Annotated in this window: 27 protein-coding genes, 1 tRNA gene and 3 pseudogenes; 13 read left to right on the top strand and 18 right to left on the bottom strand. The window is 69.7% G+C overall.

Features of this window, described 5'->3' with window-relative positions; genetic code table 11:
• Positions 1 to 95: 95 nt before the first annotated feature.
• Positions 96 to 3,422 (bottom strand): tetratricopeptide repeat protein, encoded by a 3,327-nt coding sequence (locus tag AB8A24_RS18885; protein ID WP_369476747.1) that lies wholly within the window; start codon positions 3,420 to 3,422, stop codon positions 96 to 98.
• Positions 3,419 to 3,916 carry a hypothetical protein gene (locus tag AB8A24_RS18880; RefSeq protein WP_369476746.1) on the bottom strand — a complete coding sequence of 166 codons (498 nt, stop codon included), beginning with the start codon at positions 3,914 to 3,916 and terminating at the stop codon, positions 3,419 to 3,421. The genes AB8A24_RS18885 and AB8A24_RS18880 overlap by 4 nt, the downstream gene beginning before the upstream one ends.
• Positions 3,917 to 4,310: 394 nt before the next feature.
• Here AB8A24_RS18880 and AB8A24_RS18875 point away from each other — a divergent pair.
• Positions 4,311 to 4,430: pseudogene (locus tag AB8A24_RS18875) on the top strand (DUF6221 family protein); the annotation flags it as partial.
• 160 nt (positions 4,431 to 4,590) lie between these two features.
• Here AB8A24_RS18875 and AB8A24_RS18870 read toward each other — a convergent pair.
• Together AB8A24_RS18870 and AB8A24_RS18865 are read right to left on the bottom strand one after the other, a co-directional pair.
• A complete protein-coding gene (locus AB8A24_RS18870) occupies positions 4,591 to 4,845 on the bottom strand; it encodes a hypothetical protein (RefSeq protein WP_369476745.1) in 255 nt (84 codons plus the stop codon).
• The gene (locus AB8A24_RS18865) at positions 4,842 to 5,312 is read right to left on the bottom strand and encodes a hypothetical protein (RefSeq protein WP_369476744.1); all 471 of its coding nucleotides are present in this window, start codon (positions 5,310 to 5,312) and stop codon (positions 4,842 to 4,844) included. Before AB8A24_RS18865 ends, AB8A24_RS18870 begins: the two co-directional genes overlap by 4 nt.
• Before the next feature lie 142 nt (positions 5,313 to 5,454).
• Between AB8A24_RS18865 and AB8A24_RS18860 the strand changes: the two genes are divergently transcribed.
• The 4 genes from AB8A24_RS18860 (at position 5,455) to AB8A24_RS18845 (ending at position 9,047) form a co-directional block, all read left to right on the top strand.
• Positions 5,455 to 6,954, top strand: a complete 1,500-nt coding sequence (locus AB8A24_RS18860) for an IPT/TIG domain-containing protein (protein ID WP_328965394.1) — start codon at positions 5,455 to 5,457, stop codon at positions 6,952 to 6,954.
• Between the two features lie 294 nt (positions 6,955 to 7,248).
• Positions 7,249 to 7,515: a protealysin inhibitor emfourin gene (locus AB8A24_RS18855; protein ID WP_328965393.1), complete on the top strand. Its 267-nt coding sequence runs from the start codon at positions 7,249 to 7,251 to the stop codon at positions 7,513 to 7,515.
• Between the two features lie 356 nt (positions 7,516 to 7,871).
• Positions 7,872 to 8,147, top strand: a complete 276-nt coding sequence (locus AB8A24_RS18850) for a hypothetical protein (RefSeq protein ID WP_369476743.1) — start codon at positions 7,872 to 7,874, stop codon at positions 8,145 to 8,147.
• Between the two features lie 480 nt (positions 8,148 to 8,627).
• Complete coding sequence (locus AB8A24_RS18845; protein WP_369476742.1) at positions 8,628 to 9,047, top strand: hypothetical protein; 420 nt, start codon at positions 8,628 to 8,630, stop codon at positions 9,045 to 9,047.
• Positions 9,048 to 9,108: 61 nt separating this feature from the next.
• On the opposite strand, the pseudogene AB8A24_RS18840 reads toward AB8A24_RS18845, so the two are convergent.
• A pseudogene (locus tag AB8A24_RS18840) lies at positions 9,109 to 9,339 on the bottom strand (transposase); the annotation flags it as partial.
• 179 nt (positions 9,340 to 9,518) lie between these two features.
• Between AB8A24_RS18840 and AB8A24_RS18835 the strand changes: the two are divergent.
• Both AB8A24_RS18835 and AB8A24_RS18830 read left to right on the top strand, forming a co-directional pair.
• The gene (locus AB8A24_RS18835) at positions 9,519 to 9,824 is read left to right on the top strand and encodes a hypothetical protein (RefSeq protein WP_369476741.1); all 306 of its coding nucleotides are present in this window, start codon (positions 9,519 to 9,521) and stop codon (positions 9,822 to 9,824) included.
• Between the two features lie 605 nt (positions 9,825 to 10,429).
• Positions 10,430 to 11,416: a glycosyl hydrolase family 18 protein gene (locus AB8A24_RS18830; protein WP_328965390.1), complete on the top strand. Its 987-nt coding sequence runs from the start codon at positions 10,430 to 10,432 to the stop codon at positions 11,414 to 11,416.
• Positions 11,417 to 11,866: 450 nt separating this feature from the next.
• On the opposite strand, the gene AB8A24_RS18825 is transcribed toward AB8A24_RS18830, so the two are convergent.
• Positions 11,867 to 12,220, bottom strand: coding sequence for an STAS domain-containing protein (locus tag AB8A24_RS18825; RefSeq protein WP_369476740.1), 354 nt, complete (start codon positions 12,218 to 12,220; stop codon positions 11,867 to 11,869).
• Positions 12,221 to 12,345: 125 nt separating this feature from the next.
• Between AB8A24_RS18825 and AB8A24_RS18820 the strand changes: the two genes are divergently transcribed.
• Complete coding sequence (locus AB8A24_RS18820) at positions 12,346 to 12,684, top strand: helix-turn-helix domain-containing protein (protein WP_328965388.1); 339 nt, start codon at positions 12,346 to 12,348, stop codon at positions 12,682 to 12,684.
• 445 nt (positions 12,685 to 13,129) lie between these two features.
• Here the strand turns inward: AB8A24_RS18820 and AB8A24_RS18815 are convergent, their stop codons facing one another.
• Positions 13,130 to 13,423, bottom strand: a complete 294-nt coding sequence (locus tag AB8A24_RS18815; protein WP_369476739.1) for a hypothetical protein — start codon at positions 13,421 to 13,423, stop codon at positions 13,130 to 13,132.
• A 602-nt stretch (positions 13,424 to 14,025) separates the two neighbouring features.
• Between AB8A24_RS18815 and AB8A24_RS18810 the strand changes: the two genes are divergently transcribed.
• Positions 14,026 to 14,199 carry a hypothetical protein gene (locus tag AB8A24_RS18810; protein ID WP_328965386.1) on the top strand — a complete coding sequence of 58 codons (174 nt, stop codon included), beginning with the start codon at positions 14,026 to 14,028 and terminating at the stop codon, positions 14,197 to 14,199.
• A 103-nt stretch (positions 14,200 to 14,302) separates the two neighbouring features.
• Here AB8A24_RS18810 and AB8A24_RS18805 read toward each other — a convergent pair whose 3' ends face one another.
• Together AB8A24_RS18805 and AB8A24_RS18800 are read right to left on the bottom strand one after the other, a co-directional pair.
• Positions 14,303 to 14,650, bottom strand: a complete 348-nt coding sequence (locus AB8A24_RS18805) for a hypothetical protein (RefSeq protein WP_369476738.1) — start codon at positions 14,648 to 14,650, stop codon at positions 14,303 to 14,305.
• A gap of 508 nt (positions 14,651 to 15,158) precedes the next feature.
• Complete coding sequence (locus AB8A24_RS18800; protein WP_369476737.1) at positions 15,159 to 15,683, bottom strand: hypothetical protein; 525 nt, start codon at positions 15,681 to 15,683, stop codon at positions 15,159 to 15,161.
• A gap of 142 nt (positions 15,684 to 15,825) precedes the next feature.
• On the opposite strand from AB8A24_RS18800, the pseudogene AB8A24_RS18795 reads away from it, so the two are divergent.
• Positions 15,826 to 16,181: pseudogene (locus tag AB8A24_RS18795) on the top strand (ATP-binding protein); the annotation flags it as partial.
• Positions 16,182 to 16,244: 63 nt separating this feature from the next.
• Here AB8A24_RS18795 and AB8A24_RS18790 read toward each other — a convergent pair.
• The gene (locus AB8A24_RS18790) at positions 16,245 to 16,784 is read right to left on the bottom strand and encodes a 2'-5' RNA ligase family protein (protein ID WP_328965383.1); all 540 of its coding nucleotides are present in this window, start codon (positions 16,782 to 16,784) and stop codon (positions 16,245 to 16,247) included.
• Positions 16,785 to 17,045: 261 nt separating this feature from the next.
• Positions 17,046 to 17,164: transfer RNA gene (locus AB8A24_RS18785), tRNA-Arg, on the bottom strand.
• A 363-nt stretch (positions 17,165 to 17,527) separates the two neighbouring features.
• Here AB8A24_RS18785 and AB8A24_RS18780 point away from each other — a divergent pair.
• Positions 17,528 to 17,734 (top strand): cold-shock protein, encoded by a 207-nt coding sequence (locus AB8A24_RS18780; protein ID WP_081524690.1) that lies wholly within the window; start codon positions 17,528 to 17,530, stop codon positions 17,732 to 17,734.
• A gap of 353 nt (positions 17,735 to 18,087) precedes the next feature.
• Here the strand turns inward: AB8A24_RS18780 and AB8A24_RS18775 are convergent, their stop codons facing one another.
• The 4 genes from AB8A24_RS18775 to AB8A24_RS18760 form a co-directional block, all read right to left on the bottom strand.
• Complete coding sequence (locus tag AB8A24_RS18775; protein WP_328965382.1) at positions 18,088 to 19,134, bottom strand: methyltransferase; 1,047 nt, start codon at positions 19,132 to 19,134, stop codon at positions 18,088 to 18,090.
• A gap of 57 nt (positions 19,135 to 19,191) precedes the next feature.
• Entirely contained in the window at positions 19,192 to 20,022 is an 831-nt protein-coding gene (locus AB8A24_RS18770; protein ID WP_328965381.1) for a helix-turn-helix transcriptional regulator, read from the bottom strand.
• Between the two features lie 558 nt (positions 20,023 to 20,580).
• Complete coding sequence (locus AB8A24_RS18765; protein WP_328965380.1) at positions 20,581 to 20,997, bottom strand: hypothetical protein; 417 nt, start codon at positions 20,995 to 20,997, stop codon at positions 20,581 to 20,583.
• Positions 20,998 to 21,708: 711 nt separating this feature from the next.
• Positions 21,709 to 22,617: an NAD(P)-binding domain-containing protein gene (locus AB8A24_RS18760; RefSeq protein WP_328965379.1), complete on the bottom strand. Its 909-nt coding sequence runs from the start codon at positions 22,615 to 22,617 to the stop codon at positions 21,709 to 21,711.
• An 84-nt stretch (positions 22,618 to 22,701) separates the two neighbouring features.
• Here AB8A24_RS18760 and AB8A24_RS18755 point away from each other — a divergent pair, with 84 nt between their 5' ends.
• Positions 22,702 to 23,073: a helix-turn-helix domain-containing protein gene (locus AB8A24_RS18755; protein WP_328965378.1), complete on the top strand. Its 372-nt coding sequence runs from the start codon at positions 22,702 to 22,704 to the stop codon at positions 23,071 to 23,073.
• Between the two features lie 520 nt (positions 23,074 to 23,593).
• Here the strand turns inward: AB8A24_RS18755 and AB8A24_RS18750 are convergent.
• From AB8A24_RS18750 to AB8A24_RS18740, 3 genes are all read right to left on the bottom strand, one after another.
• The gene (locus AB8A24_RS18750; protein ID WP_328965377.1) at positions 23,594 to 24,277 is read right to left on the bottom strand and encodes a CPCC family cysteine-rich protein; all 684 of its coding nucleotides are present in this window, start codon (positions 24,275 to 24,277) and stop codon (positions 23,594 to 23,596) included.
• An 85-nt stretch (positions 24,278 to 24,362) separates the two neighbouring features.
• Entirely contained in the window at positions 24,363 to 25,130 is a 768-nt protein-coding gene (locus tag AB8A24_RS18745; protein WP_328965376.1) for a 2OG-Fe dioxygenase family protein, read from the bottom strand.
• 356 nt (positions 25,131 to 25,486) lie between these two features.
• Positions 25,487 to 25,927 (bottom strand): hypothetical protein, encoded by a 441-nt coding sequence (locus AB8A24_RS18740; RefSeq protein ID WP_328965375.1) that lies wholly within the window; start codon positions 25,925 to 25,927, stop codon positions 25,487 to 25,489.
• 103 nt (positions 25,928 to 26,030) lie between these two features.
• Between AB8A24_RS18740 and AB8A24_RS18735 the strand changes: the two genes are divergently transcribed.
• Positions 26,031 to 26,204, top strand: a complete 174-nt coding sequence (locus tag AB8A24_RS18735; RefSeq protein ID WP_328965374.1) for a hypothetical protein — start codon at positions 26,031 to 26,033, stop codon at positions 26,202 to 26,204.
• The last annotated feature ends 41 nt before the right edge of the window (positions 26,205 to 26,245 follow it).

The following is a 26,245-nucleotide window of genomic DNA, read 5'->3' as shown; positions in this document are numbered from 1 at the left end:
CAGCCACGGGGGCGCCGACTGGGACCTGGCTCAACTTCTGAGGCCACGCACGCTGCGGGACACGTGTTGTGCCGCTCCTCTTGAGGGCCAGGTGGTCAGCTCGTCTGCCAGGACTTTCCTGCGGCTACCGCTTCCGCGAGCCGGCCTCCGTACGCCGCGGGATCGCTGCGGGCCAACTGTTGGAGGATCTGGATCGCTTCGGACATGGCCTCCAGGGCGTCCTTCTGCTTGATCCCGGCGGCCATGCGCAGTTGGGCGAAGGAGATCAGCTCTGTCGTGAGTTCGGGGCGGAACCGGTCGGGGTCGGCCTCGGCCTGTCGGCGTCGGATCGACACCGCTTCGGCGGAGGCTTCGAGGCCCTGTCGTCGCCGGTGCCGCGTCCTGAGCGGTACCTCGGTCGGTCCGGGTTCCTGGGGCCACAGCAGGATCAGACCCAGCTGGCGTAGCGACAGCACGAGTTCGCCGGTCCCGTGGCCCGGGCTGTGCCGCTCGATGCCCCGGAAGGCGCTGACGGCGTCGGTGGTGGCGGAATAGGCCTCCCGGTGAAGTCCTTCGATCGACAGCCGCAGGCCGTAGCTGCGAAGCAGCTTCGCGTGCCCTGTCCGATGGGTGAGCTGTGCGGGCCCGCTTGCCGCCACCCGGTGATGGAGTGTGACGGCTTCCTCGTAGGCCGCCAGCGCTTCGTGGCCCCGGTCCGCGGCGCCGAGCCAGTCGCCGTACCTTTTCAGGGTGTCGGCGAGTTCGGCCTGCTCGACGGTGGAGCCGCTCGCGGCGAGGCCTCTGCGTTCCCGAACGGCGTCGGCCGCGGGCGCCACCGCGGCTGCCCGATCGCCGGCCGCGTAGAGGCAGGTGCTGAGGCTTTCGAGGCAGCCCGCGTAGTCGGCGGCGGGGAAGGGGACGCTGCGGGCCCGCATCGCCTGGTACAGAGAGCGGGCGTCCTGTCCCGCGCGGGCTGCCTGTACATGCTGCCCGTCGTGGTGCAGGTGGAAGGCCAGATTCACCAGTCCCGCCGCCAACTGCGGTTCGAACCGGTCGGGCAAGGCCGGGGCCAACCGCCGGTGGATTGCCACAGCCTCCGTGCAAGCCTCCCGGGCCCGGTGCATCGACCCCAGCTCGGACAGGCAGATGCGGAGGTTGGTCAGGGCCCCGGCGAGCTCGGGTTCGAAGACCGCAGGGTTGGCGTGAGCCAGTCTGCGCATGATCGTGACGGCTTCCTCGGCGGTCATGCACCCCTCCTCGTACAGACCGATCTCCAGCTGGAGCCCGCTGAGGTTGAGCAGGGCGCCGGCGAGGTCCGGCTCGTGGGCTGCGGGGTCGGCCGCCGCAGAGCCACGGTTGATGGACACCGCTTCCAGGTGTGCCTGAAGCGCCTCCTGCTGGCGGCCGATACGCGCGAGCGTGTCGCCGAGGTTGGTGAGCGGGCCGGCCAGATCGGCTCCGAAGAGCTCGCTGTTGGCAGCGGCCAGCGCCCGGCGGATGCCCACGGCCTCGGCGATGGCTTCGTGGCCCTCCTGGTGGCGGCCGCATTCCGACAGCGTGCTGCCGAGGTTCTGCAGCTCGGTGGCGAACAGTCGCCAGTGCTCGCCGGGTTCCTGTGGGACGAGCGGACGACGGATCTGCACCGCCTCCGTGTACGCGGCCAGAGCCTCCTCGGAGCGGCCGAGATGCGAGAGGGCATTGCCGAAGTTGTTGAGGGCCTTGGCGAGGGCTCCCGGCATCTGCGGGTCGGACTCGGCCAGTTCCCGGCGGATCCGCACGCATGTGGCGTAGGCGGCCGCCGACGTCTCGTACTCACCGCTGTGGAGCGTTCGGTAGCCGAGCTTGGCGTGCAGGGCCGCGGTGGTCGCCGGGTCCGGGTGTTCGGCCAGCCGCAGGTCCACCAGCCGGGCGACGACGGCGGCCACGGCCACGTCCAGGTCCACGTGCCGGTCGGGCGGCAGCACCTCATCGATGGCACTCAGTACCGGTTCGTCCATCGCGTCGGCGACCGCGGACAGAGCGGCGCCACCGGCGTCGAGAGCGAGCCGCGGGTCGGCCAGGAAAGCCTGCGCCAAGCAGTGGGTGACGTGCCGCCAGCGCCCCGGCGCGGCGGCGGAGGCGAGGAAGGTGACCGCGCGCGGCAGGTGGGCGGGAGGCGAGCCGTCGGCGGCGCGGCGGAGGAGCTGCTGCACCGCCTCGTCCGACCAGGAGTCTGCGGCGACATGGGCGATGCTGTGGCCGGGCAGCATGAGGGCGAGGAAGTCCTCGCACAGCCGGTCGGGGTACAGGGGCTCGAGGACGTTGCGCGCGTCTTGGGCGGGGTAGCAGACGGCGTGGTCGTCGAGGAGCCGGTCCGGGTGCCCTTCCAGGTCCAGGACACCCAGGATCGCCTTGCCCTCGCGGCGCGGCAGGGGGCCGGCGAGGGCGGCGCCGAAGACCGTGCGTGCCATCACGTCGACGGGAGTGCGGAAGCCCAGGACCCCGCTCTCGCACAGCCCGCTCCAGTGCAGCCGTTCCCGACCCAGCAGATACGCGGAGAGGTCCGCCAGCCCCTCCGGCGGGACGATCTTGCGACAGTGTGCGTCGACGGCGACCAGGGCGGCCATGTGGAGGGCGAGGACGAGGCCGAAGTCCGAGTGGGCGAGGGATCGTGGGGGTTCGATCGCCGCCAGCTCGGCCGGCGGTACGGCGTACCGGGCACCGAAGCAGTCGCGGGCGACGGTGAACATGTGCGTGCGCTCGGCGGATCCGGCCGTCGCGGAGACAGGGAGCAGTGCCGTCACCGAGGTGCCGGCGCGGATCGGGGGCGTGGCCAGGGCGGCCTGGACCGGATCCCAGGGGCGCAGCGAGCGTGCCAGCATCAGAACGCGCGTCGGCACGCTCTGGTGGAGCAGGGCGTTGCTGAGGAACCAGGTGAGGTGGGAGGCCGGCCAGCGGTCGGCGTAGTCGACGACGACGAGCAGGCCCCGCGCGAAGCGCAGTCGCAGGTCCTGGCTGCCCGGCGGAGGATGGACCGACCCTGCGCCGTGGCGGGCGTGAACCACCTTCCATCCTTCGGCGATGCTCTGTTCGGCGAGCTCGTCCGCGAGCCGTGTCTTGCCCTGGCCGCCGGGCCCGTGCAGCCACTTCACGGCCAGGCCGGGCTGCTCGGGGTCCTCTCGCCACGCGGTGAGCGCGCGCCGCTCTTCCCCGCGGCCGGTGAAGGTGACGATGCGGTGAGCGGCAGTCAGCATCCTGCTGGGCTGCTTCCGCAGGTCAACAGGGTCCACGGGCGGTCGCTGTCCGTGGACGGTAAGCAGGTAGAGAGGTCCCTGATCCCGGAAGACGTGCAGGTCCGCGCCGATCACTCCGTAGGCGAATCCGCTCTCCACCACGATGTTCTGCACCCCGTCCGGCTCCTCCGGCTCATCTGGCTCGTCCGGTGGATACGGCGGCAGGGTCATGAAGAGCGGCCCTCCCGCTCCCGGTCCGCCGGTGTCTGCGCCGGCGCCTCCGGTTCCGATTCCGATTCCGGGCCGGTGTTGTGGATGACGATGTTGCCGCCCTGCACGGGGTAGGCGTGGCCGTGCCCGCTGACCCTGACGTTCTGCACCCAGCTGGTGGAGTTGCCCGCGCCGGGAGCGGACGCGAGCAGCTCCCGCAGATCTGCCGCGGCCTCGGGGTGGTCCCGCAGCAGCGCTGTCAGCCGCCGGTTCCAGGACGGTGCCAGGTCCGCGCGCACGGCGCCCGCGTCCTCGTCCGCCGCGGCACCGTCCACGAGCTCCGCGTCCGCGTCGAGCAGGGTGAGCAGGGCTGCCCCCTCGGCCTCGGTGGCACCGGCCCGGCGGAACACGCGGTGCGTGCCCGCCCGGGTGTTCTGCCAGGCGTCGGTGGCCATCGCAGCCACGATCGTGGTGGCCCCCGTCATGGCCAGTGCGGACAGTGCGGCTTCCAGCATGGACGCCCTCCCCCTTCGGCCGGCGCCCGCCCTGTGCCCACGCGGGTCCTCCGCCGTGCCGTACGGCCGCCAGTCTCCCAGCGGAGGCTGACCACGTCCGGGCTTTTGCCGATGCCGGGCGGCGGCCGGCACCGTGCGGTGCGGGAGTCGTCCACAGCCCGAGGAGCAGAAAGGGCCCCGCCAGCCTGGGGGAGAGCCTGGTCGGGGCCGCGCCCCGACCGGCGGGAGTGCTGGGCAGGGTGGTCAAGGTGTGGGCCGGGCGGTCAAGGTGTGGGCCGGGAAGGGGAATCGCCTCGCGGCGGAGGGCTCCGCGGGGCTTCAGCCGAATGATCTTCCCCACAGGCATACGTCGGGCCGGGGGCAACAGCCCCTGCCTGCACCCACATATGGATGAATCCATCCCACGATCGACCTGCGCGTCGCGCTGCACGACCCGGCTCGTGTCCTGCGAGGGGTCGAGGCCAAGCGACGCGTGGTCGCCCGCCATCGCCCGCCATGTCCTCAGTCCTGCCCCTGCGGCGGAGATCGTTTTTACGGGACGGCCCTTGGATGCGTACCGGGGGTGATCAGGCGTCGGCCTTCGCCGCACCCGGCCCGGGGCGTCGCCGGGGATAAGGGCGGCCGGCCTGACGCGCTGGTTCCCGCGCTGGGCGGCGCCCAGCGCAGGAACAGACTCACGGTGTCAGGTCCAGCTGTGGGCCGGCCCCCAGGTTCGGCTTCTTCTCGGGTTTGGCGTCGTGCTTGGGGTCGAGCTTCGGCTTGGGCTCGGAGTGGCTGCCTTCGATCGCGAAGGCCTCGGCGATCGCCAAGGTTTCGGTCACGGTGACGCCACCGAGGGCGTAGACGCAGTCGCTGGGCTTGTTCTTGGGGCGTTGCGCCGTGGCCGCTCCCAGGGCGAAGCGCGCCGTGGGGAGCGGGGGCAGAGTCACCCAGGCGTTCGTGGCCGGGGTGTAGGCCTCGACGGTGTTCCCGACAGGGGGTCGACGGCAGCGGTGGTGCCGCCCACGGTGTAGACGCAGCCGTTGCTCATGTCCTCGGGGCAGGAGGCCGCCGCTGTGCCGAAGTCGGCGGGGGGCGGGGTGTCGGCCGCGTACTGCCATTGGCCGGGGCAGGGCCGTACACCTCCACCGAGGGGAGAGCTGGCGACGCCGGTACCGCTGATGGCGTACACGCAGGTGCCGTGAACTTTCAGGTCGCCGGGGCAGGGCGCGGCCGCGCCGCCGTGGGCTTGGCGAGCGACCTGGAGCGGCGGCAGCTTGGCCCAGGTGTTGGTGGCTGGGCCGAACACCTCGACCGTCGCGACCGGGGTGCCATCAAGGCCTCCCTCGAAGCGCAGTCCGTTCCCTTCCCTGACGGGTCTGGGACGAGCTGGACGAGCTGTCCGGCAAGGCGGCACACCTCTCGCGCACGCCTCTCTCTACCGGCCGCTGGCCTGATCGCGTGAACCCGGGACCCGCCTCCCGTAGGGATCCCCCGGCGAAAAGTAGGTTGGACGCGAACCTGCTCCGGCCGGATCGGGCGACCACGGAGGAGCGAGCATGGCGACCGAATCGAACCAGCCGACCGTCCCGCAGGTGACCATGACGCTCTCCGCGATCGCGGCGACCGCCGCCACCCCGCGCCCGTCGGGCGAGACCCTCGCGGAACAGAGCACCCGGATCATCCTCGGCATCAACCAGCAACTGGCCGACACCTCACTCGCCACCCAGGGGACCTGGGTCCTCTCCTGGCTCGGGGTGAGTCCGGGCAACGCCAACATGGCCTACCTCGCCAGGAACACCGACGACTCCAACTCGTTCGCCGTGGTGATCCGCGGCACCGTCGGCAGCGTGACCGATCTGATGGAGGACCTCGACGTCGGCACGGTGGTCCCGTTCAGCCTCGTCGGTATGCCGTCCCCGGTCTCGGTCTCCAAGGGGGCGATGAAGGCGTTCACCGAGGTCGTCACCATGAGCACGGCCGGTGTCACCCTGGGGCAGGCGCTCACCACCGCCCTGGGCCGGGCGCAACCGAACCCGACGGTCTACGTGACCGGCCACAGCCTGGGCGGTTGCATCGCGACCATGGTCGCCCCCTACCTCCAGACGCTCACCTGGCCCAGCGGTAAGCCGAACTTCGAGCTGCACACGTTCGCTGCCCCCACCGCCGGCGGAGCGGACTTCGCCGCCTACGTCGACTCCCTGGTCTGGCAGGCGAACGAGCGCCACTACAACATCTACGACATGGTGCCGCAGGCCTGGAACAACTTCGAGGAGACCAAGCAGTGGTACCCCAGCCCGGGCCCGGCGCAGGACGACGACGTCAAAGCCATCATGTCGACGCTCGCCGCCCTCCCCGGCCCCAACGTTTACGCCCAGCCGGGCAAAGACGATGCGCTGAACACTGGCTACGACCCCGTCGACCCGAACGTGGTGAAGCAGTCGCTCCAGGACTTCATGGGCCAGGTGGCCTTCCAGCACGCCAACTCCACCTATCTGTACCTCCTGGGCGCGCCTGACGTGCCGTCGGGTCCGGTGGTGAGCGTCGTGGATCCCGTCGGCACGGTCGGCGCCCCGGTCGAGGTCGTCGGCAGCGGGTTCGGCCAGGGCGTCATGGTCGACTTCGGCACGGTGCCGGTCTCCAAGCAGTACATCATCCGCGACGACGTGATGATCGCGTGGGCGCCCGACGGCGTCGGCGTGGTCGACATCCGGGTCACCAACAATCTGGGCACCTCCCCGGCCGTCCCGCGCGGCCAGTTCGCCTACGGCGGCCCCGCCTCCGTGGTCGTCACCGGCATCAGCCCGGACAGCGGCCGGGCCGGCGACCAAGTCCAGGTCAACGGCCTCTACTTCGGCTCGGACGCCCAGGTCTACTTCGGGGACCACCTCGCCGAGCTCGTCGAGTACGCCCCCCAGCAACTGCTCGTCAAGGCACCCTCGGTAACCATCGGCGTCGGCAAGCCCGCGACCATCAACGTCACCGTCCTCTCGAACGGCTACTCGTCCCCCGCGAGCCCGGCGGACGAGTTCACCTACCCGGAGTGGCACCAGAACTGAACCGGGGAACACCGCGACCGGCACCTGCGGCGAGCCGGTCACCGTGCACCCACGGCCGGCCAAGAGGACCAGCAGGGTGTCGGACACCGCGAAGAGGAGCCGAGCCCGGCAGGCCTGGCCAGAAGCCATCTCACCTGGCGGGGGCCGTGTTTCGGACATCTTGCGCTGGAAGTACGCGCAGAGGTGCGTACGCGGCTTTTGCGGGCAGGCGAAGGCTGACCACAGCCATGCACCGCCTCCGGGCCCCTGGCCGAACGCCCGACAAGGTGGTGTTCTGTTCAAGGAGGTTTCACCATGCTGATCACCGTCACACGCACCGGCGGGTTTGCGGGCGGGGAACAAACCGCTTCTCTCGAAACAGAGTGCCGCAGCGACAGGATCGATCTGGAGCGGCTGGCTGAGCGCGCGCTCAGTGGTGAGGCCCCTGCGGGGCAGGACCCCGTTCCGGACGGCTTCAGCTACGTCATCCGCGTCGACAGCAAGCTGGTGGAGTTACAGGACCCGTACCTCACCGAAGACCAGCGGCAGCTGATCGACACGGTTCTGGCCGCCGTAGCCTGACCGGCCCGACCGGGACCGGTACGGCACTGGTCCCGGTCGTTCACCCTGTCCAGGGAGCTCGGTTCGTCCTCGGTAAGCAGCCGTATCAACCTCGATCCCAACAACGCCTCCCCGACGGGAGCTGCTCTGCGGTCCCGTGCCGGTCGTTGCGTGGCAGAGGGTGATCCTGGCCCGGGCGGTCAGCACGGTGATGGTGGCGGCGTTGTCCCCGAACCAGCCGGCCAGGGCAGTCTCCAGCTTGTAGGCGAGGGCGATACCGGCACCGGCACCGGCACCGGCTGGAGATCACGCAGCCATTCCAGACCCTGTTCTTCGGGCACCGCTGGCACCCCGTGGCACGGGACGCGTGATGCAGGATGAAGGACACCTTCGTGCCGGTGGAGTCCTCCCGCCGCTACCTGCCCGTCTTCGGTGGGCCCGCCGAGCTGGTGGCGCTGGACGGCGGACAGCACGGCTTCGCCGCCCACGACGATCCCCGGTACGCGGACCCGCAGACGCAGGCGTGGCAGGCCGAGGTCATCGAGCGGGTGACCGGCTTCCTGCCCGGTCCCTGGACGCGAACACGCCGTGGGCGAGGTGCTCCTGAAGGAGAGCGACCGCGCGGGCGGGCTGTCCGGCCTCGCGGTGGCTGATGGCGGCCCGGGCCATCAGCCTCTCCTCGATGTAGCCGGCGCACAGGGGTCCGGTGCAGCCGGCCGGAGCGGCGGGTGGGTCCTGTCCGGTCGAGGACGTGACGGGCTTCGTCGAGCGTGCGGGCGACGGTGTCCGGGGCAGCTCCGGTGAGGGCCAGGAGTCGAGCCTCCTGCCGGAGGGCTTCGGCGCGGGCGGTGGACTCGGCCACCCGGGCCCCGAGGCCGAGGAGTCCACGCCCGGACTGGGTCGGGCGCTTCGCATGCCAGTTGCTCAATGCCGGCCAAGGGCTCGGTGCCGGCGGGCAGGGCATGCCGGGGGCCGGTGCCGCCGTCGGTGCGGGCCACCTCGTCGAGCGCGTCTCGACCCAGCCCGGACGCCGCGTCTGGGCGGGGTGTAGTGTGGCAAACAGTTGAACGTGTTCAATTTCAAGATCGTCCGGCACCCCGGAGCGAGCAGGGGGCATGCACATGGTGCGGAAGATGACGGGCAGGCGGACCCTGTACGTCGCGGGGTACGCCACAACAGCCCAGTACGCGGCCATCGGCATCGTACTGATCGCACTGTCCCTGGTCACCGAGGGGCTACCCATCGAGCGCAGCGACTGGCTGTACTCGCTGGTGTGGCTCGCCTTCCTCAGCGCCGTCCTGGGAGTGGTCCAGGCCGTGCTGTTCGCCACTCCGACGGCCTTGATCGGCGATGCCCTGGCCCGGCGACTTCCCGGCGGCCGGATTCTGTGGCACCTGGCACCCGTCCCCATCCTGCCGATCATCCCGGCCGTCATCGCCTACTCCTTCGACGGCGCGGCCTGGCAGTGGTGGGCCTACCTGACCCTGCTGGGCTGCGTCCCCGCTCTGGCAGCGGGGCGGGCTCGCGTCCCAGCCGCCCTGTTCGCCTCCTGAAGGGTGTTGCAGAAGGCCGGTCTCGGGCAGGCCTGAGTGGGTCTGACCTGCTGTTACACCGTGTCATGGCGAGGTTGTGCATGGTGGCGACGGCCTGGACGGTGTGGTGGCGGGCGTCTCCTTTCCGACGGCAGTCGCGCAGGATCTTCCAGTTCTTCATGCGGGCGAGGGTGTGCTCGACCCCGGCACGGACCCGCCGGCGTTCGGCGTTGTCCTCCTCCTGACCTCGAAAGTGGGGGCGTCCGTCCCTTCTGCGGTGCGGGACGATCGGCCCCGTACCCAGGTAGGCACCGCGCGGCGGCCGAGGATGAGGAGCTGGAGCTTGATCGCGCCCACGGTGCCGAGAGCACACCTGGCCCTTCTCGGATGGACGCGCTGGAGTGCACCGGCGATACCGGCGGCTTAGCTTCGCAGTGCGATCCCGTGTGCCGTCCGGCCGCGGCGCGTCCAGGCGGTCGAGAGGACACCCCCATGGCAGTCGTGGTGACCTTTTCCTGGCCCGAGATCACACCCGAGGTGTACGACGCGGTGCGCCAGAAGGTCCGCTGGGAAGAGGACACACCGGACGGGTGCGTGCTGCACGCCGCCTGGTTCGTCCGGGGCGGCCTCAACGTGATGGACATCTGGGAGTCGGAAGACCACTTCAACCGGTTCATCGAGGCCAGGATCGCCCCCGTACTCAAGGGCGAACTGGGCGTGCAAAGCGACCCCGAGCCGAGTTTCCACCCCCTGCACCGGCGCTTCGTCGCCCCTGGCGTCAGTGGCGCCAGCTCCTGACACACGCCTTCCGCGCCAAGAAACCAGTCAGCTCCGCACAGAGAAGTGGGGGCCGGGGAGGGTGCCCAGGTACGGGTGCCGCCGTTTCCTGCCCAAGGGGGCTTATCGGCCGGCCCGCTCGAAAGCGAGGTTCGCGTTCGGGCGGCCGGCCGCGTATCCCAGCAGCGTCTCCCGCTCGGCCCGGTGCACCCCCAGGCCTCACCGGTGCTTCGTCGCCACCCACTCACCGATGTATCGGCAGTGCACCGCCGACGCCGGCCCCCGGACCCGAAGCTGACCTCGCCCCTCTTACCGCAGGGGCCGCGAACGGACCTCGGGAAGCAGGAGCGAAGCCCGCGTGACGGTGTGGTGATGAACGGCTTATTAGGCCTCCTATCGGCGGTTTTCCGGCACGGAAGTGAGCGAACGCGCGTCGTGCAGCTCCTGCGCACCCGCTGCGAACAGAATCTCCCGGATCGAGAACATCTTCGCCGAAGGGTTTGGTAGCGATGAAGCGGATCGGGCGACGTGCTGCGGCTGGACTGGCAGCACTTGTACTCCTGGGTATCGGCTCCGCCAGAGCAGGGGCAGCAGACGACCCGGGCCCCAGCGGTTCCGTCCTGATCGTGAACAAGGGCGACAACAACAACATCGCCGGCCGGGATCTCATCGCCGGGAACAACAACACCGTCGGCACCGGCCACACCATCACGCAGGGCAGCCTGCCGCTGACTCCGGCCCCGTCGGCAACCCGCCACGTGGTCGCGTTCTACCAGACCGGCACCACGACAGGCGACCCCGGCCAGCCCTATGTCTCCCCCGCCCCTCTCGCAGGGCAGGCCGACGTGGTCGAGGTCGCCGCGTTCCACCTCAACGATCCCGCGCAGTACCCCATCCTCACCCTCAACAGCGACGCCCCCTCCGCAGCCAAGTACTCCCCCATGTGGCGCGACGTCGCCGCACTCCAGGCCAAGGGCCTCAAGGCCACCGCGCTCCTCGGAGGCGCCGCGCCAGGCACCTACACCCGACTCGACCAGAACTTCGGCATGTACTACCCGCCCATCCGCGACGCGCTGAGGACCTACAAGCTGGACGGCATCGACCTCGACGTCGAAGAACCCCTCACCGAGGCCACTGCGGAACGGCTGATCAACCAGCTGCGCACCGACTTCGGACCGAGCTTCCTGATCACCCTCGCGCCCTCTCCCAACAGCCTGGCGAACGACAACGGCGGCAATCTGCCGCAGCTCGACTACCGCACCCTCGAGAACAATGTCGGCACCAAGATCAACTGGTACAACGCCCAGTTCTACTGCGACAACGGCAGCCTCACCGACACCAGCGACTACGACGCGATCATCCAGAACAACTTCCCCGCATCCAAGGTCGTCGCCGCCGCCATCACCAATTCCGACCTCAACTGCGCGGGCTACGTCCCCATGCCCACCCTCCAGACGACCCTGCGCACCCTCGCCACCAAGTACCCCGCGTTCGCCGGCGCAGCAGGCTGGGAATACGCGCTCTCCGCCGACGTCAACGAACCCGGATGCCCCACAGGCCCCGCCAACTGGTACTGCGCGGTTCGCCACTCCTTCACCGCCAACACCCCCTGAACCTGCGACCGCGGTCCGAGCCCGCTCCGCCGGTCGGTCGATGACGTCGGCGCCGTAGGGCCGACGTCATCGAGGTCGAAGGGCAGTGCCTCGCGAGTTCCTCGAACTCTGCGAGGCGCTCCCGCCCGACAGCATCCGCGAGCGGTCGCACCGCGCGGACGACGGCCGCACGCACGGAGACCTGGGCATCGGGAGGCGTCGAGTGCTGCGGCGGCGAGGACGGTGTCAGGCAGGCCGGCTCCTGCGGCCCCGGCGGACACGATGTGCGAGCCTCGCGGGCCGTGGCCGCGGCCGGGGTCGTCGCCATCAGCGTGCCCACCACCCACCGGACTGCCCGATCCGACAGCACAGGTGTGGCGGCGGGCTCGGGGAGGCCGTGGTGGACTTCGCGACCCCAGGTGAGGGAGACGGGCGCGGCCATGGGGATCACCTGCTTTCGAGCACAGGCGTTCAGGTGAGGAGGGTGCGGGTGTCGGTGAGGTTCAGGAGCCGCTCGACCCGGCGGCCGGCGGCTGTGATGTGCAGGCTGCGTCCGGCCTGCAGGGCCGCGTGGCGGGCGGTCAGGAGGGTGTTGAGGCCGGCGCAGTCGCAGAAGGTCACCCGCTCCAGGTCCACGAGGAGGGTGGCCCGGTGGGAGAAGAGGGCGGCCAGCAGGGCCTCGCGGAGGAACATGGCATTGTCGAAGTCGATCTCGCCGCTCACCGCTACCCGGACCGTCCCCGGCCGCGGGCCTGGGGCCACACCGATCTCCAGGCCGGCGACTTCCGGAATGTCGACGCGCTCGTCCTGCACGATCGCGGTCATCACTGCCTCCCCACACGTTCGGGAGCCGTTTCTGCTTCCACCAGCATCGTCGACACTCATCCGACATACGTCAAGAAATACACGAAAAACAGGACGTATATACAAAACGGGCGCATCCTGAAGACATGAGCGACGAAGGACCTCCCGGCGGGTCGTGGACGTTCCTGACCAGCCACGCCCGCGTCCTGCTCGCCCTCGCACGCGACCCCGAAGTACGCCTGCGGGAGGTCGCCGAGACCTGCGTACTCACCGAGCGGACCGTCCAAGCGATCGTCGCGGACCTGGAGCAGGAGGGATACCTCACCCGGGTACGCCACGGGCGCCGCAACCGCTACCACATCAGCCCCGGGGCGCAGTTCCGCCACCCCGCCGAAGCGGGCCGCGACATCGCGGGCCTCCTCTCACTCTTCGCCGACGACCCGCCCGCGCCCCGGACACCACGCCGTGGACCACAGCGAGCCTGACTCCACGCACACCCGAGGCCGCCGGACCCTTTCCGGCAGCGGCCACGGCCGGGGCGGACACACGCGGTGGCGTCCCCCGACCGGCCTGCACCGCCCGCCCCACGGCACGCGGTGCGGACTTCGCGCGTGGCTCGGTGGCAGGGCGACGAGAGGTCCACGTGCGCGGGGCCCGGACACTCCTCAACCCCCGCGCGCCTGCAGCCCGCACCGCCCTGAGGAGCAGCCTCCCGCCCATGTTCACGCTGCCGGTCGGGTGACCTGCCCGCGGCACGCGGCCCGTCCCACTGCGGCCGGCCCAGGCGCGGGCGCGGATGCACCGGCCGCTTCCCACGTTTCACGGCTGGAGATCAACGTGCTCGAACGCAAGCGACTCAAGAGCCGTACGAAGGTCACTTTCATCCTGCCCGAGGACACTGGCGGTTTCAGGGAAAGTTCACCCCGACGGTCAGTCGAATTCCGGATTCCCTGTCACATCCCCGCGGGTACGAATGCGGTAACGGACCTCGACGCCTTCGGGCCCCTGAGCTCGGATCGCTCCCCACGGGAGAGTCTGGGCGGTCTTGAGCGTGGTGAAGTTCGGATCCTCGACCACCTGGATGGACACCCCGTTCACCTTTCGGGTGAGGGTGAGTACGTCGCGCGGTTCACGGATCTCGACCGACGCCTTATGGCCAACTGCCACGTGCAGTACCACCAGGCCATTGCGCCCGATGACCTCGCTCCTGTCCCGAACGGCCACCACACCACCTCATCCGCTGGGGGCGCCCCGCCACAGCCGTGGCAGGTACTCCACTGCGCCGACGATCCTAGCGACCGCACACAGAAGCGGCGGGGAAGCCGCGCCCGTGTGACGCGCCGCTTCCCCCCAACAGACCACACACCGCGTGCCGGTCATCCTCACCGCCCCCCACCACCATCGACACCATCGGCACCGCCGTGCCGTGCGCCGATCGGAGGGCCACATCGGACCCGCCGCTCTGGAGGCAGCCCCGGCCACTCACAGCGCGCACCTGCCACGAACCCTCCGTTGTCGAGCGGCCACCAGCTCGCGGCATCTCGCCATGTGCGCCCACACCCTTCTCCATTGATTCACATGTTCGATATCGCTGGGTTGTTGGGCGAGATCCGCACGCCGGTCGTCCTTTGGAGGGAAGCATCACTACCGCACCGCTCATACGTCGGCGCCTTGCCCTGTTAGCCGCCCTGGCAGTGACCATCGTCCTGTCCGGGGGCACCGCAGCTGCGGCAGCCGACGGAAGTGGTCAGCCGACCGCCCGAACGTTCATGATCGCCCCGTGAGCCGCGGCTCCTTCACCGACCGAGCTGTACACAGGCACCGGAATGGCTCAGCTGGAGATGGCCGGAGCACCGGAAGGCTCCGCGCCGACTCCCATGGAGGTGGTCGGCCCTGCAGCCGGCACGTCTGAGCTTCTCTCGCTGCTGGCCTTGAACAGCACTCCCACCTGCGAGGAGGCGTTCAAGAAAGCACAGGCCGACGGCACCCACCCCGCCTGAAACCGCCCCTCCAGACAGCCCAGGTGGCGGTGTCGTCGCACACGGCTTCGGGCATGCCGGCCGGCGAGGGAAGTGGTGAGCGATACGGGGGCGGCCTCCTCTCCTACGGGACGGCCAGACCGGCCCCTGGCCTGGCAAGTTTCCGGAGGAAGCGCGTCCGGCGCCGTGATGCACCCGGGCCGTCTTCGGACGCGGGTGACACCATGAACCGGACCACCGGATGCGGACACCAGGTGAGATCGCGGACGCAATCGCCCGGGACGCCCAGGACCTCGACGAGCCCCGCGAGGGAGGCCTCGTCGTCGGTGTGCCGGCGGTCGAGCCACACGGTGACGCCCGTATCCTCCACGTCCGTGAACTGACTCAGCACGAAAAAGCGCCGGCCCGGTCGGAACGTGGCGACGTCCACACCACCCAGGTCCTCCCAACTCTGCTCCACCTGCAGCACCAACCTGTCCGCGTACCCCTTCGCAGGCGGCGGGAGCACAACGATCGGCCGGTGGGAGAGGGCAATCGAATCCCACATCCCCTACTGCACCGCGGGATTCGGATTGCCCTGGTACCCGGGCGCGGGCCCCAATCAGGTTCCGGAGCAGGCACCGCAACCGGCTCCCACCTCCTCGGCCGCCGGCGTCCGGCCGACCCATCCCCCCACAGATACCCGCCCACTCATCCTTGCCCTCCCCCAGGCGCACCCTCGGACGGACATCACCCCAAGCGGCCGGCGCCGCACCCCGGTCCACAGAGCCCGGCCGACGCGCATCTCTCCCGAACACGGCGGACTCGAATGGCACGCCGACCCCGCCACTGTGACCCCGGCGTGAACCGGCTGGGCACCGGCGTCCAGATCAGGGAGAACGCCTGGCCGGGCGGGTAGGGAAGGGGCTGGATGATCAGCTTGTGGTCCGGGAGCCGATTCACGGAGCTGCTTCAGGCACCTGCGCGCGCCGCTTACACGACTACATGCAGACCGGCGGGTCCGGGTAGGAGCACCCGGCGTAGGTATCGCCCTCATACGTGATGCCGCCTTCCATCGGCTGGTCGCAGGTGGCGCAGTTGACGGCGAAGTACGGGTTGACACGGAGGAACGCCACGTTCTTCAACTCGAAGATCATCTTCACCGCATCCAGCCCGTGCTCACGGATTCCGTGCTGCAGAAAGTCGAACGCGCCGAACTCGTGGCCCTTCTTGCACGCGAAGCGGCCGAACCGGAAGGCGCCGATGTCCGCGATCCCCAGCTCGGACTCGATCCGCGCTTTCTCCTCGTCCGATACCTGCTCCAGTCGGGAGCTCTTGACGAGCTCGGGCGTCCAGTGCAGGTCCCGGAGGGTGCGGGCCTGCTCTCGAGAGAGGTAGAAGGAAGCGGTTCTACCGCTCTTGATGGTCTCCTGTACGAGGGCCACGACCGCGTCGTCGTCTGCCGAGACGACGACCTTTCCCCTGGAGACGGCTGCTTCGATCCGGGCCGGCAAAGAATTGCCCACGACGCATCCTTCCGGGTCTACACCCTGAATCCGTTCCTGCGTTCGCGGAGAACTATTCTGTTCGGCTGCCCCGTTCCGCGGCTGCCACACGGGCGGCCTCACCCACACGGCAGCCACAGCCCATCGCCACGAACCGGTGCCGGCGACGAAGCCGGCCAACGAGCTTGTCGAGGCCGCCGACGAGAAGCAGCTCTCCAAGACGATCGACCGCTACGGCCGCGTCGACCTCCTCCGCATCGACGAACTCGGCTACCCGGATCTCGAGCGCCGCGGCGCCGCACTCCTCGCCCAGGTCCTCACCGAGCGCGAGGAGACGAACAGCATCGCCAACGCCTCCAACGAGTCGTTCGGCGGCTGGACCAGACGTTCACCGACCCCCGCCTCCGCGCGGCCATCGTCGACCACCTCACCTTCGACGACACCATCATCGAGACCGGTACCGACTCCTACCCCCTCGCCGGCACCCGAGCACGCGCCGAGCACGCTGCGGCCGGCTGACCGGAGCCCCCTGCTGGTCCGCCGCCCCGAGAGGCAACGGACCAGCCAAGCCTCTGACCTGCTTCATTCTCCGAGTGCGAACGACGCCCTCTCTTGCCACTTCACCCCGTCGTACACCATCAGTTCAACCGACGCGACATGAGACGTGAACGGGAGCCCGCCGGCGACGCCGGCCTCGATCTCCTCCAGGACGGCGGATTCCTGGCCTTGAGCGACGGTCAGGTGCGGCACGATCTCGACGAACCGGCCGCCGTACGGCGGAGCCTCAGGCCAACGAGCGGCGATCGCCTCCGTGAGCTGCCGCAACTGCGTGTCAGGCTCGGGAACGAGATACAGCACTTCCGGAAGCCGTCCGCACCTCGCGAACCGCAGGTCAAAGGCCTGGTGGCCGCCCAGCACGTCCGCGAGAGCGGAGTGGACGAGCGTATCTATTCGGCTCTCGTCGAGAAACGGGAAAAGCACGGTGACGTGGGCTGGAACCCCGGCCTGGGCTGAGGGGTCAAGCCGTTCACGCCACCCGCGGACGGCCGGCTCCGCCTCCGGGATCCGGACGATGAGCCCCGTCTGGCCCGCCTGAAACGTACTGGTGTTGTCATCTGCCATGACACCGCATGGTGGCACCTCTGTCGAAGACAGCGCGGCTGCTTTTCCGTCGAACGATCATGACCGATCTCTGAAGCCGGTCGACGAGCGGGACGAGCAAGGTGCTGCCGCAGTTTCCCGTGAACATCCAGAGGGCCAGTGATCACTGAAGGCCGCCGGAACCAACGAACAAACGCTGTCGGTTGACGGGATCTGGCTCGACTTCTCTGGACCTGGACCGACATCGCAGTGCGTGCGCTGGACGAAATTGCAGGTCGGCTGCGGTGCCGACGGGATTTGAACCCGCGGACAGATAGGGGCAGGCCCGCCCCGTCTCCGTCAGTCGCCGTGAGCGGGACCTCGCCCACGTCGATCGCAATGGGCCGCTCTGCCACGGCACCGCAGCCTGCGAGAATGCGCGCCATCCCGCTCCGGTTCAAGGTAGAGGATCGTCCTGTGCGCAGCGAGCCGTTATCCAGCACCGGCAACCGCTGCGGCAGGACCACAGAAGGTGAGCCAGTACCGGTTGACGTGAACGAAGCCACGATGGGGACAACCATCGCGTTGGAGTGTGGCCGGCCGGCCAGAAACAACGCCGTAACCGACTCGACCAGGCGCAGCGCGCCGCACTCGCCGACCTCGGCGTCGACTGGGTCATCAGGCGATCTTGATGTGCGTGTCATGCGTGTGGTGCGTAGGGCGGATGGGCACGATGGGAGACGGTCGCGCACCGCGGCCCGCGTGGCGTATCGATAGGGACACCGATGGCAACAGGCATTGTGAAGTGGTTCAACTCGGAGAAGGGCTTCGGGTTCATCCAGCAGGACGACGGCGGCCCGGACGTGTTCGTCCACTTCTCCGCCATCCAGACCACCGGCTTCAAGGAACTCGCCGAGGGTGCGAAGGTCGAGTACGACGTCACCCAGGGCCCCAAGGGGCCGCAGGCCGAGCAAGTGGTGCCGATCGGCTGACGGGCTCCGTACGCACCCACCCATGACGGGAGCCTTCTGTAGGAGGTCCGGCGGGGGGCTCCCCTCTTTTTCCCACATCGCGCGGGTCGCCGACGCGTACTTGGATCCGGGAGGTGTCATGTCCGCGGGGTAGAGCCGCCCGCTGACAAGCAGGGCCGGCGGGACACGCACGGCATCGCGGCTCACCCGATGCCTCGGCGAACTGCGCCCAGGTCCCGGGAGGCTCCCTACCGGTGGGGCCAGTTCGTGCCGCGCCAGACACCCCGGCCGGGGCCGCAGTAGCCCGTTCTGCGGGCCGAAGCCTCGCCATGCGCGCCGTTTTCACCAGGTGCTCGGCGCGCGGTCCTCCGTGGTCAGCAGGCCACGGCTTCGATCAGGGAGTACGGGGCGGCCTCGGCGAGCGGGGTGACCGACGTGACGCGCAGGGCCGCCCGGCGGCACACCTCCTCGAAGTCCGCGCGGGTGCGTTCCCTGCCGCCGACGTTCACCATCATGTTGAGGTCGCTCAGGTAGGTGCCCTCGTCCTCCGCACCTGCGACCTCGGGAAGCACGGGCTCCACGATCAGAACTACGCCACCGGGTGGCAGCACCTGGCGGCAGTGGCGCAGGATCGTGACCGCCTGGGCGTCCGTCCAGTCGTGCAGGATGCTCTTCACGAGGTACACGTCCGAGCCTTGCGGGACCGACTGGAAGAAGTCCCCGGCATTGAGGGAGCAGCGGTCCTGCAGCCCGTGCCGCGCCAGTGTCTTCGCAGCCTCTGCGAGGCCGTCGGCAGTATCGAAGACCACGCCGGCGAGACCCGGGTGCGCTTCGAGGACGGCGGCCAGGAGGGTGCCGCTGCCTCCACCGACGTCCGTGACCGAGGCGAACCGGCCGAAGTCGAACGCTCGCGGCAGGACGGCGGCGGTCTCGGAGGCGACCTGGCTCATGGCCGCGTTGAAGTCCGTGGAGAGCTCAGGGTGTCGGGCGAGATGGCTGAAGAAGTCCGTGCCGAAGACGGAATCGAACGCGATCTCTCCCGTACGGACGCTGCTCTCCAGGTGCTCCCAGGCGCGCACGATCGCCGGATCGGTGAACATGCGGACGAACGACGCGAGGGAGTCGGGGTGGCCGGGGTCGAGGAGCGCGCCCGCCGGGGTCACCGAGAACGTGTCGGGGGCGTCTTCCGTGAGTATGCCGAGGGCGGTCAGGGCACGGAGCAGGCGTGTCATGGGCTGGTGCGCGGTTTCGGCTCCGACGGCCACCTCGGCAGCTGTGCGGGGCCCGTCGCCGAGCAGTTCCACGACCTCCAGGCGGACCGCCGCGCGCAGGGTGTGCGCGGCCATGCTCCCGAACGCGAGCCGGACGACGAGCTCCCGGCCTGCCGCCGTCTGGGCTGCTCGGACTTCGGTGTTCATCACAGGTCTTGCTTCCTTCCTTCGGGTCGACCGATCACCGATCGGTCTGGATACGGACAGTCAGGGCTCGGTGGACGCGGTCAGGCCGGCCAGTGCACCGGGGGTGCACCCGGCGAGGGCTTGGACGTCGCGGTGCAGATGGGGCTGGTCGGCATATCCACACGCCACGGCAACGTCGCCGGCGCGCTCGCCGGCGAGGAGCGCCCGAGCGGCGTGGTCGAAGCGGACCAGCATGGCGGCGCGCTTGGGGGTCAGGCCGACCTGGTCGCTGAACCTGGCCCAGAGCCGCTTGCGGCTCCATCCGCAGGACGCGGCCAGGTCGCCGACCCGCACTCGGCCGCGGCCGGCCACGATGGCGTCCCAGGTGGCGGCGACCTCGGCAGCCATGGGCGGGGCTCCGGCGGCCCTCCGTCTGAGGAATCCGTCCGTGAGTTCGAGGCGTTCCTGCCAGGATGCGGTGTCGGCCAACTGCTCGCGCAGCAGCCGAGCGTGCCGCCCCCAGAGATCGTCGAGTCCGGTGATCGAGCCGTCGAGTTCGAGCGGGGAAACGCCCAGCAGGGCGTAGGCGGCCCGGGGTGACAACGCCACCTCGACGCATTCGACGCCCTCGCCGCGGATACGGGCCGGACCTGGCGACAGGGAGGCGACGAGACCCCTCAGTGGCCGGTGCCCGGAGGCGCTCTCCACGGTGACCGGGCCGGCTCCGAGCCCGATGACGACGATCACGGCGGGCTGCGGCAGCACCCGCATGTCCAGCCCGCTGCCCATAAGGTCCCGGAACCCGGCCATCCGTACGCCGTCGAGGGAGGTTCCGCCCAGAGGGTGGGCGACCTCCCAATGGTCGTAAGCAGTGTGCTCCGGGGGCGTGTCCCCCGCGTCGTCTCTGGGCATGCCTCCAGGCTCGCTGACATCGCAGGCCCTTGTCTTGGACAAAAATTCCGCGGCCGTTCCGCGGTCCTGCCGAGGCCGGGGCGGATCGTGCTCAGGGCGTGGTGCGGATGTGGCTGCTATTCCACGTACCGTCCTCGCGGCGGTGTGATCGCCCGGACGCACCAGGGGCGGCGCCTCGTCGAAGCCCTTGTCAGTCATGATCAGGGCCGGCCGGACCAGGGCACGGCCCGCGCAGCGGGCGGGCCCGGCGTTCGACAAGGCCGGGCACGGGCTCCCTGACGGTCCCCAGGACTCGCGCAGAAGCCATCACCGTCAACGGCGAGGAGCACGTCGTGAAGCTCGGCGTGTTCCTCTCCGACACCAAGACCCCCCGCGCCGAACTCAGCACCGATCGGCTCCAGCAGCTCGCCGACCTCGGCCTGGAATGGGGCCGCGGCCATGCCTTGGGAAGGAGCCGGACCGCACCGGGCGGTGAACACCGTAGGACCGGGCAGGCGGGCCAAGAGCGTCAGTGGCCGGACCAGGGCAGTCGCGCCCGCGCCGTCGTGGGCACGACGCTCAGGCCGCGTCGCGCTTCCCGGCCGGTGGCGAGGGTGGTTGCTCGTCGCGGCTCTCCGGGGTGAAGGCGTCGCGGCGGGCGAGGGTCACCGACAGAGGCAGGCCCAGCCGGTCGGCCGCGCGTCGCCGGACACGCAGCTGCGCTTTGGTCCGGGGCCGGAACGAGGGGAGCCGCGAGCAGCCGCAGCCCGGGCGGTGATCGTAGGTCAGTCCCTCTGCGAGCACGGCCGCGACGACGGACCATGCCTTCGTGTCACGTCGTCGGGGCGCGGCGAAGTCGTAGCCGGCGAAGGCGAGCTGCTCACGACAGCTGGTACAGATGCGCTTCCGAATCGGCCACGTGCTGCCCTTGAAGGCGAGCCGGCACGCGACGCACACGTAGTGCCGGAAGGCGCCGTTGAACGCGTGGTGGCACATGGCTCGACAGCCTACGCATCGGCCGCAGGCGGTCCCAAACGGATTCGTGGTGGCCGATCTGGCCGGTCAAGCGCCCTGCCGGCCGGTGTGGCGCACGAGGGGTGTGGATGAGCGAATAGCGGGACGCGCACGGGCGGCGAGGCGTTCCGGAGCAGCCCATCGGTGCCACGGCCCGGCAGTGTTGGGGAGACTCGGAAGTCGTCCGTGTGCGGGAGGACTCGGCGAGATGTCTGCTCACCTCGCGCGTCGCCGCCGCCATCCGGGAGTGCCGGCCGGAGGAGGGTTCTGTGGCCCCGGTGCTACGTCGTCCGACCGAGGAGCTCCCCCGTGCGAGGTCCTGGGCGGGACCGCCTTCTTCGTGGTCAGCTCCATGTCCGAGGCCTTTCGTGTCCGGCTGTCCTTCGCGAAGCAATTCACACGCTGGCACGCCATCGGCGGCGCCCGTCTGATGAGGCGATGGAGAAGCGGTTCGAGGCCTTTATCACCTGCCCCCGGTCCCGCGGCCCGGGTGGCCGGACGCGCCCGTGCGAAACCGGGCGGTAGCCGACCCGTTCCCCCACACCGCAGGCGCGGCCGCGCCCGGCCCGGCCCGGGAGGTTCCTCTGGGCCGTGCCGGTCCGCGGTCCGCCCTCCGCAGCAATACCGAGGTCAGGGGTTGCGGTCCGGCCGCCGGCCCCAGCCCTTCGACAGTGTTCATCGGGACGCGTTCGGTCAGCGTGGCTCTCGGATGCTGTCGATGACGCGGGTCCAGTTGTCGCCGCCGTGTCCGTTCTCGATCGCGCGCTGGTAGTGGGCCTGCACGGCCAAGGGCAGAGCGAGGTCGAGGCCGAGGGACATGCTGGTCTCGACGATGTGGTCGGCAGTCGCGCCCATCATGGTGACGGTGCTGAGATCGCCGGGATGCTCGCCGGCATCCAGCGCGGCGCCCGGGGTCTCTTCGCCGGCCCTCAGGATGGCGCCGATCGAGTCGGCGGAGGAGAGCAACTCCGGCAGTGTCTCCTTCGCCTTCATTCCTGCAGCGCCCAGCATCGCGGTGGCGTGCATCAGCGCGGACAGGGTGGTGAGGAACACCGCGAGCTGGGCTTGATACATCATCTGGGCGAGCCCCGGATCCTCACCCAGATACTTTGGCGTGCCGAACGGTGCCAACGCCGCCCGGTGGTTCGCCATCACCTCATCGGGGCCGCTGTAGTAGACAAAAGCCGCCTCCGTGCCGACCATCGGCGCCGGGACCATGACGCCACCGGTGAGGAAGGCGGCGTCGTGGCCCGCCGCCCAGGTCGCTGCCTTGCGTGTGCGGTCGGGCGTGTCCGAGCTCAGGTTGACCAGCGTCCGGCCGGCGAGTGATGCGGTGGCGCTGTCGAGGATGTCGTACATCGCCTGGTAGTCGGTGAGACTGAGGATCACAAGGTCACTCGCTTCGACGGCCTCGCCAGGTGTTGCGGCGAGCGTTGCTCCGTCGGCGACGACGCCGTCGGCCCGGCCGGCGGTGCGATTCCAGACGGTGACCGGGTGGCCGGCGGTGAGGAGGGCGCGGGTCATCGCCTGCCCCATCGGGCCGAGCCCGATCACGGTGACAGGGCTGCCTTGCCTCGTGGTGTGCTTCTGTTGTTCGTTCACCCCTCCATGCTCGAAGAGCCCGGCTACTCTCGGAAGTACCCACTATTTTCTGCGGTACTTACCTTTTCGTAAGGGGGATGAGTGATGGCCAAGGCGCCGAGACGCGGGCCGTACATCTGCGGCATAGACGCTGCGCTCGACGTGGTGAGCGGCAAGTGGAAGGGACTGATCCTCTGGGAACTCGACGCCCATGGGGTACGCCGCTTCGCTGAGCTTCGTCGCGGTCTGCCGGGGGTGAGCGAGAAGATGCTGACGCAACACCTGCGGGAAATGGAGGAGGACGGTCTCGTGCACCGGGAGGTTTATGCCGAGGTGCCGCCGCGGGTGGAATACTCCCTGACTGAGCACGGACACACGCTCAATCAAGCCCTCGGGCAACTCGGCACCTGGGGGGCCGAGCGGATGCGTCGCGAAGGCTCCGAGGCGGTCGACGTAGCCGAGACGTCACACGCCTGACGCGGTACGGCGTCCACCGTCCCCGTGGGGCGGCCGGTTGCGGCCCGCTTGCCCGGCCGGCTGTCGCGGAAGGCGTAGACCGCGCTTCGCGGCCAGTGCTCCACACCGCAGACTTGCACCACGTGCGGGGCGATCCGCGGATCCGTTTTGTAGCTGTCCCAGCTCCGCGGCGTCACCCCGAGCTCGGCCGCGGCCTCCTGGCGGTCCAGCAGATCACCCGGGAAGTCCGGTGCGGGCAGTGCCGGGACCGGGGCGCCGGCGAGGTAGGCCGTCGTCTGCTCTCCGTCCCAAAGAAGGACCCGGGCACCGTCCGAGCTGACCGGAGCGGGGAAGCCCTCGACGGCGTAAGGCTTCTTGTTGCGGAACGTCCCCATCGGGATGCCCATCTCCTGGGCGAGACGCTCCCAGGTACGGACGAGATGCTTCCGCCCCTGGACGATCATCACTGCTCCCCTCGCCTCACCCTGCCGCAGGCCCGGCAAACATAGCGGCTAACGCGTCGAGTGGACCTTGGTCGCCGCTACTGCTCACGGACGACGCTGAACCCCTGGACCGTCTCGTCGTATCTCTTCAGCTGGTCACTGAGCACGTTCGCAGCCAGTGGTACTCGGGGTTCCAACTCGGCCCATCGGACGAAGCGCAGTCGCTTGGGCATCTCGACGAGGCCGGTAACCGCATCCCAGAATGCGTCCCAGTTCATGCCGTAGAACGACGGGAAACCGAGCTCCCGCTTCAGGACCTCATGGAGATCACGCTCGCTGCGCACCGAACCCACGTCGATCACCACCTCGAGGTTCGGATCGTGCGCCGGCTCTTCGGGAGCTCCCCGGAAGGAAGGGAGCCACCAGCACAGGGCTGATCCGTCATCAGGCCAAGGACGGCAATCTTCGCCCGCGAAATCCTCGAACACGTCGGTGGTCGGGTCGATCGGGCGCCACTCCGGGTCGAGAGGTTCGTCATCCGCCGGGGGCCGAACAAACCGCCGCCCTCGCTGGTCGCAGGCGCCATAGGCCCGGAAGTTCTGCTGAGCCTCGGCCAGCGACCATTGATTGGCGCCACCCGGCCTGAACGGCCGGCGGAACTGCACCGGGTCATCTTCCCAGAAGCAGACCGGGCAGATGGCGTAGGAGCCGGGCCACCCATCTTCAACATCGAATTCCAGAACCTCGTCCTGCTGTGCGCGGGCCGGGACGGACCGGATCAAGGACGATGTGGACGGCTACCGGCTGCACGGGAGGCAGCCATCGGGTTGACGGCGTAGATGTTCCACGGGCCCTGCCTCAGCGGTGTCACAGCTGGGGCACGTACGGGGCGAGGCCGACGATGAGGATGGACCGTTCGCCCGGTCCTGGCTCGGAGCCCGCGCGGACCGGGCCGACGTAGTGGCTGACTCTGTGGTCGTGGACGGCGTAGCCGTCCAGTGCGTCGGTGAGGGTGAAGGCGGCGTGGATGTCCGCCCACGGGTCATCGGGCTGGAGGCCCGCGCTACCCGGTGTGGCGATGACGTTCTGCCCGCCGGTGACGTTGGTACGGGTGATCAGGTGGGCGAAGGTGAACGTGCCGGCCGAGCCTCCGTCCTGGTGCAAGCAGTTCGGGGTGGAAACGGCGTCCTGGCCGGGGCGGTCGACGCCGAGCCGGATCAGGTGGACACCGGCCCACAGCGGCCGGTTCGCCAGCTTCTTCAAGGACAGGACCTGCTCGATGTCCCAGCGCAGGAGTCGCAACAGCAGGGCGTTGCCGCGCAGCGCTTCGGGGATGTCGGGGAGCACGCGCCGCTTCCGCGAGTACTCAGGGTCGTCCTCGCCCTGGGAGAAGTCGGTGACGGTACCGTGTACGGGGTGGGGGGTTCCGGGAATCCAGGACAGTTCGTCCTTCCACGGCAGGTACACGGCATGGGAGTACCGGCGGAACCGATTCGTTCCCGGAGCGTACGGGTCGGGCGGCAGAGCCGCGAAGACCTCCCGGATCCTGGCCAAGTCCCTTGAGGCGGAACTGGCCGAGACACCGAGTTGCGCAGCACCGTAGCGGGCGAATCCGTGCTCGCGCAGACCTTCCATGCCCCCACCCGGAGCCCCCGCATCGGAGTGCGATCCCCGCTGGGGTTCAGCCTTTTCCACGTGTTCCTCCAACAGGTAACCACTCGGGCCATGGCGCCGGCGGCCCGTGCCGGCCATGCGCACGCCTCCCCCGTCACGCCCCGGGCTCGACACGGCCCTGCAATACACGGCAACAACCCGTGCGGCGTGCTCGTCGAACGGTCGAAGCTCGGGCGGTCCGGCTGCTGAACGTCCTACGGCTCGCCGAAGGACGCAAAGCGGGAGGCGCTGTGCCTTCGCACGCCCGTTGGCCAGGCTTTGCTGATCGGACGGCCAGATGGCCACCATCTCGACGCGGGTGTGCGTGGGTGATCCCGTCAGCGGCGGCCGGTGGACAGGACGACGAGGAACTGGCCGCCGCCGGCCTGGATGTCGGCGGTCACCGGCAGCCCCGGTACCAGTCGGGAGAAGCGGTCCACCAGCCAGTCCGCCGTCTCTTGGGCGTCCTTCCTGGTCGGACAACGGCCCACCATCTCGCGGCCGCCCTTGCGCTCCAGCCTCTCGGCAACGGTGATCAGCGGCGCGGGTTCGACTACGTACAGGCGCTCCGGCCAGGCGATGACCACCTTGACCGCGCCCTTGCGTGTGTTGCATCCGCGGTGCGCGAGCCGCTCGGCGACCTTGGCCTTCCGGTCGGAGGTGCGGCTGTCGACACTGGGCCCCCGCGGGTCGTTCACCGACTCGTCGGGGTCGACCGGTTCGTCACACACCCAGCACTGCCAGCCGTCGCGCTCGGCCACATCATCAAGGAGACTCATCCGAGCAAACTACCTGCCCGGCCACCACCTCGCGTACCAAGGCCGTCAGGCGGGCTCGTACCCCCCGCGCGGGCCAACATCGGATCGACCTGCACGCTCGTCCATGCCGGGCGACAGAACCGCGAAGGCGGCCACCGCACCTGTCTGGCTCCCGGCCGACCCACGCAGGAGAACCCTCGCCGCCGCCCGCGCCTGCTACGAGCTCCACGGGACCCTGGCCACCCCGCGGCACGCCACCGCGCTCGGCGTGGCGGTGGGGCGGTGGGGCAGTGGCTGACGAACGTGCGCCGGCCCGGCAGGCGCCGAACGGAATACCTC

This window comes from Streptomyces sp. BF23-19 (genome assembly GCF_041106355.1).
In the GTDB taxonomy this organism is placed as follows: domain Bacteria; phylum Actinomycetota; class Actinomycetes; order Streptomycetales; family Streptomycetaceae; genus Streptomyces; species Streptomyces virginiae_A.
Note: the sequence above shows the minus strand (reverse complement) of the source record. Positions and strands in the feature narration are given on the sequence as shown.